Origin of the sequence: Agathobaculum sp., assembly GCF_034098985.1 — a bacterium.
Taxonomy (GTDB): domain Bacteria; phylum Bacillota; class Clostridia; order Oscillospirales; family Butyricicoccaceae; genus Agathobaculum.
This window is the reverse complement of sequence record NZ_JAXEOA010000006.1, coordinates 1-12638: the sequence shown is the minus strand read 5'-3', so window position 1 is coordinate 12638 and position 12638 is coordinate 1. Positions and strand designations below refer to the sequence as shown.

Annotated in this window: 9 protein-coding genes, 2 tRNA genes and 1 pseudogene; 4 read left to right on the top strand and 8 right to left on the bottom strand. The window is 52.5% G+C overall.

The window, feature by feature from the left end:
• Positions 1–186, top strand: a 186-nt coding sequence (locus tag SO058_RS01705) for an S-layer homology domain-containing protein (RefSeq protein ID WP_320841275.1), incomplete at its 5' end; no start/stop codon positions are given.
• Between the two features lie 148 nt (positions 187–334).
• Here SO058_RS01705 and SO058_RS01700 read toward each other — a convergent pair.
• From SO058_RS01700 to SO058_RS01685, 4 genes are all read right to left on the bottom strand, one after another.
• The gene (locus SO058_RS01700) at positions 335–3457 is read right to left on the bottom strand and encodes an S-layer homology domain-containing protein (RefSeq protein WP_320841274.1); all 3123 of its coding nucleotides are present in this window, start codon (positions 3455–3457) and stop codon (positions 335–337) included.
• 32 nt (positions 3458–3489) lie between these two features.
• Complete coding sequence (locus SO058_RS01695; RefSeq protein ID WP_320841273.1) at positions 3490–4143, bottom strand: hypothetical protein; 654 nt, start codon at positions 4141–4143, stop codon at positions 3490–3492.
• 222 nt (positions 4144–4365) lie between these two features.
• Positions 4366–6126, bottom strand: a complete 1761-nt coding sequence (locus SO058_RS01690; RefSeq protein ID WP_320841272.1) for a [FeFe] hydrogenase, group A — start codon at positions 6124–6126, stop codon at positions 4366–4368.
• Positions 6120–7955, bottom strand: a complete 1836-nt coding sequence (locus tag SO058_RS01685) for an NAD(P)-binding protein (protein WP_320841271.1) — start codon at positions 7953–7955, stop codon at positions 6120–6122. Before SO058_RS01685 ends, SO058_RS01690 begins: the two co-directional genes overlap by 7 nt.
• A gap of 224 nt (positions 7956–8179) precedes the next feature.
• Between SO058_RS01685 and SO058_RS01680 the strand changes: the two genes are divergently transcribed.
• Both SO058_RS01680 and SO058_RS01670 read left to right on the top strand, forming a co-directional pair.
• On the top strand, positions 8180–9130 hold the full coding sequence (locus SO058_RS01680; protein WP_320841270.1) for an aldo/keto reductase: 951 nt from the start codon (positions 8180–8182) through the stop codon (positions 9128–9130).
• A 351-nt stretch (positions 9131–9481) separates the two neighbouring features.
• Positions 9482–9556 (top strand): annotated as a pseudogene (locus SO058_RS01670) (glutamine amidotransferase); the annotation flags it as partial.
• 281 nt (positions 9557–9837) lie between these two features.
• On the opposite strand, the gene SO058_RS01665 reads toward SO058_RS01670, so the two are convergent.
• Together SO058_RS01665 and SO058_RS01660 are read right to left on the bottom strand one after the other, a co-directional pair.
• Positions 9838–9913 (bottom strand) — tRNA-Pro (locus SO058_RS01665).
• Positions 9914–9960: 47 nt separating this feature from the next.
• A tRNA-Ala gene (locus SO058_RS01660) sits at positions 9961–10036 on the bottom strand.
• Between the two features lie 155 nt (positions 10037–10191).
• Here SO058_RS01660 and SO058_RS01655 point away from each other — a divergent pair.
• The gene (locus SO058_RS01655; protein ID WP_320841269.1) at positions 10192–11583 is read left to right on the top strand and encodes a glycine--tRNA ligase; all 1392 of its coding nucleotides are present in this window, start codon (positions 10192–10194) and stop codon (positions 11581–11583) included.
• Between the two features lie 53 nt (positions 11584–11636).
• Here the strand turns inward: SO058_RS01655 and SO058_RS01650 are convergent, their stop codons facing one another.
• Together SO058_RS01650 and SO058_RS01645 are read right to left on the bottom strand one after the other, a co-directional pair.
• Entirely contained in the window at positions 11637–12044 is a 408-nt protein-coding gene (locus SO058_RS01650) for a VOC family protein (protein ID WP_320841268.1), read from the bottom strand.
• 72 nt (positions 12045–12116) lie between these two features.
• Positions 12117–12638, bottom strand: a 522-nt coding sequence (locus SO058_RS01645) for a helix-turn-helix transcriptional regulator (protein ID WP_320841267.1), incomplete at its 5' end; no start/stop codon positions are given.

The window sequence follows — 12638 nt, the reverse complement described above, 5'->3', positions numbered from 1 at the left end:
GGTTACCCGGATGGCACATTCCGTCCGGAGCAGCCTATCACCCGCACCGAAGCAGCGAAGATCATGAACGCTGTACTGGGCTGGTCTGATATGGCGGCTGACGGCGAAATGAAGTTTAACGACGTTGCGACGGACTTCTGGGGCTGGAATGATATCCTGAAAGCCTCGAATGGCGTAGTGGCCTAAGAGAAGTCTTTACAACTTAACGCTGAAAACATCAAGAGGCAGGCAGTATATATTACTGCCTGCCTCTTGCCGTCACAAGGTGCAAAAAGGGCAGACCGTTTGGTCTGCCCTTTTGTATTTTGCGGAGGGTTATGCGAAATGTCTGGGATTAAGCCACAACACCGTTGCTGGCCTTAAGAATGTCGTTCCAGCCCCAGAAATCGGTAGCAACATCAGAGAACTTCATTTCGCCGTTAGCCGCCATATCAGACCAGCCCAGTACAGCGTTCATGATCTTCGCTGCTTCGGTGCGGGTGATAGGCTGCTCCGGACGGAATGTGCCATCCGGGTAACCCGAAACATACGCCTTCTCCACCGCGGAGATGATGTACTTGGTCGCCCAGTTGCTATCGTTTACGTCCGTGAAACTGTTCGTGCCGTTCACCAAACCGTCCACGCGAATGACAATCGCAACGAACTCGCTGCGGGTGATGGTCTGGTCAGGCTTGAAGCTGCCATCCGGATAACCGGTGACAACACCGAGGGATTCCAGATAGCCAATGTACTTGGAAGCCCAGTGGCCGCTGAGGTCGCTGTAGGACGGAACCTCGGAACCGTCAGCCGGGAACTCGGGAAGGATGGTGCGTGCGATAACAGCGGAGACCTCACCGCGAGTGATACCAGCCTGGGGACGGAAGGTGCCGTCGGGATAGCCGTTCATATAAGAGTCGGTGCGATCCTTGACAAAGCCTTCAGCAGAGGGCTCAACCGGCTCGCCGGTCTTTTCATAGAGAGCGGTATAGGTGACAGCCTTAGTAACCTTGGCTTCAGTGGGATCGACAACGGTCTTGCCGTCGAGGGACCAGCCGAGGAACTTGTAGCCATCGTTGGCGGTAACGGTTGGGATCTTGCTCTCGGTGAGCTTGGAACCGGAGTTAACGTAAGCAGAAGCATTGCCCTTGGTGATTTTACCGTTGTCGCCAACGTTGAAGGAGACCTTGTAGGAGGTGGTTCCGCCGCCACCGCCGGAAGACTTTGCGTTAATCTGCAGCGTGCCGGTAACCGGCATGGTGACAGCCGCTAAGTTGGTGCTCGCCGCCGAGGTCGCTTCCACATTTACGGTCGAGCCGCCAGACAAGCTATTCAAATAGTCGCTCACGCTGGCGTATGTAGTATCGGTCGGCGTATCGTCCCATGCCAGCTTCTCGGTCGTAGCGGGAATCGTTACCACCGCGCCGCATCCGATCTCGTGATCTGCCACATTCGTCAAGCCGCCGCGTACAGAGCAATTGCAGTGGCTGCCGGGAGAGGCAACCGCATACGTACAGCTATCCTGATGCGCTGCAGTTGTCGGGTCGGCGGCGCTGCTGGTAGAGCCGCAGTCACAAGATGTTGTCGTTGTGGGATCGCTCTTATATGCTACCAAGTAAGCGCAGTCCTTTGCATGAGCAAGCTTATCAGCATTGTTGCAAGTGCAGTTTCCCGCAGTGACTGTGGTCTGAGACGCTATCGGCACTTCGTATTTCACCGTTGCATTCAGGTCAGTACTCGTGGGGGCAGAGCTTACTGTGACCTGCGTAACGCTGCCTGTCGTCTGCGACAGATTACCCAAGGTGAGTGTAGGGGTAACCTGAGCAATATTGCCGGTCAAACCAGTCAGGCTGCTCAAGCTATCCGCCAGCACATAGTAATCGCTCGGCGCGTCTTCAGTAACCGTCGTGGTCGTAATCACCTTGCCGTTGCCGACATTTGCATCCGCATACGTGCCTTCGATGCTCACCGTATAGGCCTGCCCATTGACTTGCGAAGCAACTTCAGCTTTTGCGCCGGCAGGCAGCGCTTTGCTCGCGTCGTAATCCTTGTTTAGCGTTGTGCCGCTGGCTTGGAAATCGCCGGCCTCAAGCTGCTTTTTCACATAGATTGTTGCGGTGCTGGTGGTGGGTGCATAAGTCGTGCCATCAATATCGCCGTTCGGCGTCCACGTCAGACTAACACCACTCATTTTGCCAGCGGTGAGCGACGTACTGCCATTAGTCCACGTCCATGTACCACCGCTCGTTACTTCCTTGGTACCATCCATGACTTTCAGTCCAGCGGCAGCATCGGGAGCCGTCAACTGAGCGGAAACAGAATCCAAATCGCCACTTAGCGAACCAGTATAAGTGACTGTGCCACCGGCAGCGGTGCCGTCAACTGTAACCGCTTTGCCTAGGGAGACTGTGACCGTCAACGTCACAATATTACTTGCGGCGTAGTAATTTGTCTTTGCATCAGCTTTGGCATAGATCGTATTATTGCCAGCCGAACTAATATCAAGTGTTGTAATCTCGCTCGAAGCTCCACTATCACTGTAAAATTTAACTGTACCTTGCTGGCTGGACGGAATAGCAGTGCCAGCCGCATTGGTGAGCGTAAAGCCAAATTGATTTGCAATATCAGCCAAAGTTAAGGCCGTATCGTTCTTAGTCACGGTCGCAGTGGCAGTGGTCGCTGCCAACGTTGGCGTTCCCTCGGAAACGGTAAGCGTGGCCGCCGTGCCATAGGTAGAATCCTCATAGGTCGCGTTGCCTTTTCGCATAGCCGAGATATCCGCACTGCCAGCTTTCAGGATCGTGACAACGCCAGTTGAGGCATTGACAGTAGCAACATCAGTATCGCTGCTCTTAAACTGATAATCGCCGTCGCCGTCGCCACCAGCGGCCGCAGCGGTAATGACAGCAGCCTGCCCAACAGTAGCGTTTACGCCCGTACCCGCACCACTGCCTAAATCAACTGTAACGGGAGTGGTCTGTGCGGTCTTAACAGTAAACCATGAGTCGTCTTCAAATGTATCTTTTCCTGTTTTCTTGAACGAAGCTTCGTAAATGTTGTTGGCAGTTGAATTAATATTACCTGAAGAGCCAGAGCCATCCAGTATAAACTTGACATGGTATGACTGATGAGCAGTCATTTTCATGGCATCTGATACTGCATTTTTGCTGGCCTGTAATGTGATGGTCCAGTTTGTACCAGAGCCGCTTGCATTATTCTGCGAGATTAATGTATCATTTCCATATGCATCGCTTGTATATACCGCACCATAGATGGCCGCTGCCTGGTCGCTAAAGCATGTACCGCTTAAGGTTAAAACACCTACCGTTACACCTTCGACAACGGTTTCATCAATAGTAGCACCTGTAATAACCATGGTGAGGTCATTATCGCCCGTTATGCTTGCTGCCAATGCTCCTGCTGGTAACATTGTAAATAATAGTGCCAAACTTAATATTGCACTCACAATTTTTTTCTTCATATTAACTCTCCTTTTATCTGGCTAAATAACTATTAAGCGCCTGTTGTAAAGAAACTGGAAGGAACTGTGATTTGGTTGGACAATGCACCATCCTCTCCATCGACTACTTGCAATCGTACGCCGTCCAACTCACCGACAGCATTTAAAGGAACAGTTACGGTTGCTGTTGTATAATCATTTGGATCCAACGGAATTTTTATATAGGACGGAGATGCTCCTTTGGCTGTAATACCTACCACCAAATACACTAAGCCCAAATTCCCGCGCCTTGCAGCAGACGGTCGTTGTATTTGTACTGGAAGCTCCTGTCCCAGTGCGCTGGGTACAGCTGGAGAATACGTTATAGTGTACCTTCTCTGAAATGGCAACTTTCCTATTTGAGTAGCGTCTTCATTGTACGCAGCTTTCAATATCAAATTTTCTGTAATATTGGTCAGCGATACTAATTTATCATCACCGCTGCTTGGCTGCGTTAAACCAGGGGAACTGTTACTGGCAGCAGTCGGGGTACTTTCGCCCTTATAATAATCCACCCAACCGGCAAAGTCATATCCATCGCGTTTATCTTTAATGTCACCATCTTGGAACATGCCATCTCCATTTGCATCGTACAGTAGCTTTTCCGAGTCAGGCTCTGGAGCATCGGTTATTGAACCTCCGATGCCGACAATGCGTGTGCCTAGCAACGTATCATCCCAATCATAAAAGACAACTGTACAGAAATCAGCCGTGCTTGGCGGGCCGACGCTACCTCCAGTTCCCCCGCCGCCAGCAGCGATAACTAGCTCGACCGGATCGGATTGTCCAAAATCGCTATTTTGTATAGTTGCATAAAAAATCTCGGACGAGTTGTCCGAGTCAAGGCATAAAAAAGCGTTGATGGAAATTATCCATCAACGCTTTTACTATTATTCTAGATGTTTTGGCATTTCCCAAGTAAAATGATCCACATGAAGCAGATGCTCGGCTTTCTCCGAACACGGCGCATCCAGATACTCCTGATACAAAGTCTGGACAACCGGATTTTCATGAGAAAACCGAAGTTCAGCCGCTTCGTCGAGCATATACAGTGCGTCACTTCGCGGCGTGGCCTTTTCCAGATCCGAACCGTCAATCGGCTGTCCACCACCGCCTGCGCAGCCGCCTGGACAAGCCATGACTTCTACAAATTCATATTTAACCTCGCCCCGCTTTAATGCGTGGAGCAGACGGCGCGTATTGCCTAGGCCGCTGACAACCGCGCAGCGAACCGGAATCCCGGCGAGTTCAAACGTCGCCTCGCGCCAGCCATGCCGTCCCGCATCGTAGCCGCGCACATCATGAAATGCGTCGGGCGGTGGATTTTTGCCTGCGGTCAGAAAGTAAGCCGACCGGAGTGCGGCCTCCATTACGCCGCCGGATGCGCCAAAGATCACGCCTGCGCCTGTGCCTACGCCAAGCGGGGAATCAAATTCCACTTCGGGAAGCGTGCGCACATCGAGATTTTCCGCGCGGATCATGCGTGTCAATTCGCGCGTTGTTAGCACGAGATCGACATCAGGCCCCGCATCCGTCGATTGCATTCCGGGCAGCTCACATTCAGATTTTTTCGCCACGCAGGGCATGATGGAAATGCTGTAAATTTTGGACGGGTCGACGCCGATCCTCTCTGCGAACCAGGTTTTTGCGATGGCGCCAAACATCTGCTGCGGAGATTTTGCGGATGACAGCCGTCCGGTGAGCTCAGGGAACTGTGATTTCAAAAACCGCACCCAGCCCGGGCAGCAGGAGGTGAACATCGGCTGCTTAGCCAAATCACCCGCACGTAACCGGTGGAGCAGCTCGGTGCCCTCCTCCATAATGGTCAGATCGGCGGAAAAGGTGGTGTCGAACACATATTCCGCGCCCATTTTCCTCAGGGCGGCGACAATCTGCTTGACGCTAGCGCCGCCGGTATCCTCACCGAGTGTTTCAGCCCAAGCGGATCGGACAGCGGGCGCGATCTGCACGACTGTGATCTTTTCCGGATCAGCCAGTGCAGCGAAGGCCTTTGCGGTGTCGTCCCGCTCGCGCAGCGCGCCGGTGGGGCAGTGGGTGATACACTGACCACACAGCGCACAGTCGGCCTCTTTGATAAAGCGGTAGCCGGACACATCAACCGTGGTGCGTGAGCCCGAACCGCTCACATCCCAAACTGAAAGCGACTGTACTTTATCGCAAATTTGTATGCAGCGCATGCATTTAATACATTTATTGACCTCGCGGTACAGCGGAAAGGTCTTTGTCCACTGCGTCTTTTTGCCCTGCGCCAGATCGTGCATATACGGCACCTGGAGCACGCCTAGATCGGTCGCGACCTTCTGTAGCTGGCAGGTGCCGGAGCGCACACAGGTCGCGCACTGTACATCGTGCTGCGACAGGATGAGCTCGACATTGGTACGCCTTGCCTCACGTACGCGCGGGGAATTGGTGTGGATAATCATGCCCTCGCGCACCACATTGTTGCAGGAGGGCACCAGCTTGCCCTCTCCTTCGATTTCAACACAGCATACGCGGCATGCGCTGATCTCGTTAAGGTTTTTGAGATAACACAGATTGGGGATCTCAATCCCAACTGACGCGGCGGCTTCTAGGATGGTCAGGCCGGGCTTGACAGAAACCGGCGTATCGTTGATCGTCAGGTTTACCATTTGCTTGTCCGCCCTCCTTTAAAGATGCCGAAGCCAAAGTGATCGCACCGCAGGCAGCGCGAGGTCTCCTGGAGCGCCTCCTCATCGGTCATGCCGCATTTGACCAGTTCAAAATTATCCTTGCATTCCGCAAGCGGGCGGTTGCGCAGCTCGACGCGGCCGCAGGCAGGCGTGTTGGTCAGATGGGCAGGGGGGATGTCGACATCGGTCGTGATGATATGATGGAAGCCCAGATGCGCGTCAATATTGGCCGCGGCGACTTTGCCGGCAGCCACCGCGCGGATGACAGTCGCGGGACCGGTGACCGCGTCGCCGCCGGCGAAAACGTGCGGTGTGTTGGGTACGAACGAATCGGAAGCCGCCTGGATTTTGCCGCGCACAACGGGCGCGATCTGCTCGAACGGCTTGGCATCGATGGCCTGGCCGATGGCGACGATGACGACGTCGCACGGAATACGGAAGGTGCGTGCGTCCGCGTCGTGCGGTTTGGGACGGCCATCCGAGCCGTATTCGCCGATGATCTGCGGGCGTGTCCATAATGCGGTGACCTGTCCGTTTTCATCGGCCTCTACATGGTCGGGTGCTTGTAGATATAGCAATTGCGCGCCTTCACCAGCGGCCTCTTCAATTTCTTCCGCCAGCGCAGTCATATCGTTCATTCGGCGGCGGTAGACGCAGGTTACAGACGCCGCGCCCAAACGGATGGCGGTGCGGGTCGCGTCCATGGACACATTGCCGCCGCCAATCACACAAACACGCTTGCCCTGCAGATCGGGCGCGCGTCCCTCTCCGATATCGCGCAGCATCTGGACAGCCGAATAAACGCCTTCGCTGTCTTCACCCGGAATGCCGAGCTTTTTGTCATTGTGCGCGCCGATGGCGAGATAGACCGCGTCATACTGTTCTTCAATCTCAGAAAACGAGATGTCGCGGCCAATGGAAATATCAGTATGTACCTTGATGCCGGTGGACAGGATGAAAGCGATATCCGCATCCAGCTTTTCCTGCGGCAGGCGATAGTCAGGGATGCCGTAGCGCAGCATGCCGCCGAGCTTGGGCCGCTGATCGTACACCTCGACCGCGTGACCCATCAGCGAAAGGAAATAGGCCGCGGACAAGCCGCCGGGTCCGCCGCCGACAACTGCGACGCGCTTACCTGTTGGCGGCGCGGAGGGGGGAGGCGCAGCGTCTGGCGAGGCATGGTCGCAGGCATAGCGCTTGATGCCGCAGATATTGACCGCGTCATCCATCATGCGGCGACGGCAGCGGGCTTCGCAGGGATGCTCGCACACATAGCCGCAGACGGTCGGAAAGGGGTTGTCCTTGCGGATGAGGCGCACCGCGTCGTCGCATCGGCCGGCGCGGACGAGTGAAATGTAACCAGGAATATCGACGCCGGCAGGGCACAGTGCCACACAGGGCACAGGCTGATTGAGGCCGCACAGGCAGCGGCCATATTCGACATGAGCAAGATAATCGTCGCGGAAGCCCTGCACGCCCTGCAGCACCATGCGTGCGGCTTCGTAGCCGATGGCGCAGTCCGCTGTGTCTTGGATCACGCGCGCGGTCTTCTCGATCAGGTCAATTGTTTCAGGCTTGGCGGTGGAATCGAGCACGGATTCGAGAAGCGAGGTGAGCTGACCCAAACCGATGCGGCACGGAACACATTTGCCGCAGGTCTGTGCATGGCACAATCGCAAAAAAGAAAGCGCCATATCGACCGGGCAAAGCCCCGGGGGACTGGCGCTGATACGGCGCTCTACGTCGCGGTACAGCCCTTCAACGACCGTTTGTCCGCGGCTGGGAGAGTCTATGGACAATCTGCTCAAGCAATATTCCTCCTGTTTCATCAATTATTGTAAAAAATGCACTACTTTATATATACTCCTTTGAGGACAGAAAGTCAATTGTTAAAGCACATTTTTAAGGAGGAAAGGTAAGGTTTCAAAGAATGTCAAAAGTCCAGCAAATACAAGGTATTGCAAATAATCAAAACGTATTATATAATACTTATATTAAATATCTAAAAATACAATGAAGGAGCGTGAGAAACATGAAAAAGATGAAGCTTGGAAAGTCGGGGCTGGAGGTGCCGCGCATTGCCATCGGATGCATGAGAATGAGTCAGGAGTGCGCTGATCTCAAAAAGGCGGAAGCGTTTATCCGAACGGCTATGGAGTTGGGCGTCAATTATTTTGACCACGCCGATATCTATGATGGCGGGGAAAGCGAACGTGTATTTGCCAAAGCAATCGGAATGACCGACACGCTCCGTGAGCAAATGTATTTGCAGTCGAAATGCGATATCCTGCTGGAGAACGGTACAGTCGTCGGCTATAACACCACGCGAGAGTATATACGTGGGGCCGTAGACGGCATTTTATCGCGGCTGCAGACTGATTATCTCGATATGCTGCTGCTCCATCGCCCCGATCCGATTTGTAATTATGAGGAATTAGGCGATACGCTGTATATGCTGAAAATGAGTGGGAAGGTGCGTCATTTTGGCGTGTCCAACTTTACGCCCAATCAGATCCGGCTGCTGAAGCGATATTTTGACGAGCCGGTGTGTGTCGATCAAGTGCAGTTTAGTCCTTTACATACGCTCATGATCTCCGCGCCGATCAACATGAACAATCCGACTGATGAGGCGGTGATGCACGAGGACGGCCTGCTGGATTTCTGCCGTCTGGAAGATATCACGCTTCAGGCGTGGTCGCCATTTCAAGCTGGTTTTGACCGAGGAACGTATCTAGGCTCTTATATCGATAACCCGGACTATCCGGAACTAAATAAAGCATTGCAGAAAATCGCAGATCAATATAAGATTACTAAAACCAGTGCGGCCATTGCTTGGATAGTGCGACACCCTGCAAAGATTCAGCCTGTGGTTGGCACGATGAAGATAAGCCGCCTTGCGGAATGCTTAGCGGGCGCAGAGGTCGAGCTGACGCGGGAAGACTGGTATGCGGTGTACCGTGCGGCAGGAAATGTGCTGCTTTAAATTTTACCAATTACGCTGTCAACAACTGGCTTAGTCAATTGCTATCCCAGCAAAACGGCGTGGAAGTGAAGACCCTATCGGCCATACCGGGCCATGCGACGGCAGTCCCATGGACGGCTACCCCTACAATCGTTTTCTATGAAAGGAAAGTTGACGATATAATACGCGTCACCGTCCGAAGTAGAGGCGTCAAAAGTACAAAAATCGAGCACCCGGTCCACCACTGATTGGTGAATGCGGATTTTGATTTTGGTTTGCATGGCCACCGTAAGATCCGTAGCATTCAACTGCGGTTTTTCATCATCCCGCGGCATAAACGTTTCCTTCCGTATTTGCAGGTTTGACATGCGGGATAACCTGAATACCGCAAGTTCCACAGGAGCTTTGCTGTGGGCGAAGCAAATTATTGAACATTTAGGTGTCTTTTAATCAGACACATTAGAATGTAGCACAGCAAACCCTGCCGTCCTCAAAATCTTCGACGAACTAAATAAAGAAAAGCCCTCTGAAATGACTGATTTCAGAGGGCTTTGGTTCGCAGGGCAGTATAGGAGTTGAAGAAACAGAAGTAATATTAATGGTTTGAAGGCAATAGGCAAGTAGTATTATGCCCCGCCATTTTTGCTATGCTATATAATATTTTCAATAGAAATGATAAATCCGAACACATCTCCCACTTGGAGAATGTAGTTCGGATTATCAGGAAATGGTCCGAGTGACAGGATTCGAACCTGCGGCATCCTGCTCCCAAAGCAGGCGCGCTACCAACTGCGCTACACCCGGATAAAACAATGATAGGAAAAGAACCATTCCGAAGAATGGTTCTTAATTGGTGGACCTGAAGAGATTCGAACTCTCGACCTCTCGGATGCGAACCGAACGCTCTCCCAACTGAGCTACAGGCCCATGCTTCGGGGAAAATCAGGACTTTTCGGGGAAGTCTTCCTCAGTCCCTTGACAATTAATAATTATATCGGTAGAATAGTCCTATGTCAAGCATTTTTTTTTGCAATTGACAAAAAAGCGCGTATCAGCCAGATGCGCCAATAAGGAGAATGATCATGAAAAACAGCGAAAAGACAATGGACAAAATCGTCGCCCTATGTAAGGGCCGAGGCTTCGTTTATTCCGGGTCGGAGATTTACGGCGGCCTCGCCAATACGTGGGACTACGGCCCGCTCGGCGTTGAATTCAAAAACAACGTAAAGGCCGCGTGGCGCAAAAAGTTCGTGCAGGAGAGCCAGTATAATGTCGGCTTGGATGCGGCGATCCTCATGAACCCGACCACATGGGTCGCGTCGGGCCACGTTGGCGGTTTTTCCGATCCGCTGATGGACTGTAAAGACTGCAAGACCCGCCACCGCGCCGACCAGTTGATCGAGGACGCGACGGGCGAAAACCCTGCTGGCTGGTCCAACGAGCAGATGAAAGCCTATATCGACGAAAAGCAAATTGCCTGCCCGAATTGCGGCGGCCATAACTTCACCGATATTCGCCAGTTTAACCTGATGTTCAAGACCTATCAGGGCGTTACTGAAAATGCCAAGAACGAAATTTTCCTACGCCCGGAGACCGCGCAGGGCATTTTCGTTAATTTCCAGAACATCCAGCGAACCACCCGCAGAAAGATTCCGTTCGGTGTCGGACAGGTGGGTAAGTCTTTCCGCAATGAGATTACCCCGGGCAACTTTACGTTCCGTACACGTGAATTTGAGCAGATGGAACTAGAGTTCTTCTGCAAGCCCGGCACTGATCTGGAATGGTTTAAATACTGGAAGGATTTTTGCCATAATTGGCTGCTTGAGCTGGGCATGAAGGATGAGAACCTCCGTCTGCGCGACCACGATCCTGAGGAGCTTTCGCACTATTCTAACGCTACCACTGATATCGAATTCATGTTCCCATTCGGTTGGGGTGAGCTGTGGGGCATTGCAGACCGCACCGATTTCGACCTGACCCAGCACCAGAACACCTCGGGCGTATCGATGGAATATTTCGATCAGGAAGCTAATGAGAAGTATATCCCGTACGTGATCGAGCCTTCGCTTGGCGCCGACCGCGTCGCTCTCGCTTTCCTGTGCGAGGCGTACGACGAGGAGGTCGTCGGACAGGATAAAAACGGTAAGGACGATGTGCGTACCGTGCTGCGCCTGCATCCGGCGCTGGCGCCGTTCAAGGCCGCCGTGCTGCCGCTTTCTAAAAAGCTGAGCGAGCAGGCAATGCCCGTATGGGAGAAGCTGTCTAAGAAATGGAGTGTTGATTTCGACGACGCCGGCTCGATCGGCAAGCGTTACCGTCGCGAAGACGAGATTGGCACCCCGTATTGCATCACGGTCGACTTTGAAACCGAGCAGGACGGCTGTGTGACCGTCCGCGACCGTGATTCGATGGAGCAGGAGCGCGTCAAGATTGACGAACTGACCCATTACCTCGCAAAGAAACTGGCCTATTAAGAAAAAAGCCTTTCCCGGATTGGGAAAGGCTTTTTTATGCGGTAAAGCAGGCATTACACGCCGCTAGCGTCGTTTAACTCAAACAAATTTCCTTCCGGATCCCTGAAATAGGTACAACGCATACCCCATTCTTTAATATGCTGAGGTTCACCTAAAAACGGCACCCCTGCTTCCTTGAGCCGAAAATAGTCACCATCCAGATCGAGCGTAGGAATGACCGCCACAACGGTGTCAGGTTGCGCGCTGTTCTGCGGTTGCGTATAGCCCTGAAACATTGACATAGCATCTCCCGCGAAAATGGCAAAGCAGGGTGGGGCGTCGCTGCTGACGGCAAAGGAGGTGTAAGGGCCATTCCGGTCTCCCCAAACAGCGGTCAGACCCAGTTTCTCCGTATAAAAATCAAAGCATGCCCCATAGTTTTTCCGCACCAGAATACGAAGCGTTGTTTCTTGAAACTTCATTTTAAACCATGTCCTTTCATTTACTAAGATCGGACAGCCTGAAACACAGCGGTCCTTGAATTTTATTATAAATTAAAATTTTGCAATTTCACTGTAAAAATCGGACATGTTGTTTCGAAACTCCTGCGGTTTCATGCCGCAAACAGATTGGAAATCGCGGATAAAGTGCGAAGAGTCATAGAAACCTGCTTCGCAGGAAGCATGGGTGACGCTGCACTGCGGATCCTGCAAAAGGCGGATCGCCTTGTTGATACGGACCAGACGAGAGAATGTTTTGACACCTAGGCCGAGATGGTTTTCAAAAATGCGGCCGAGATGCCGCGCGCTGAAATATACGGAAGCAGATAGCTCGTTGCATGAAATATTCCCATTGTGCAGCACCATCAGGCTTGTCGCAATTTGAAGTTCAGGGGGATAGGCGGTTTGCAGATGCTCTAATAAGCGCCGATCCAAGAGCTGGATCAAACCATCCAAATCATGTGAGCATTCCAAAGCCTCCAACAGCAGCCTGTTCAGGATGGGATGGATGTCATCAAATGAAATAATCCGGTCGGCAAGTTCTTTTTGATGGACATTAGTAAACGCAGACAACCC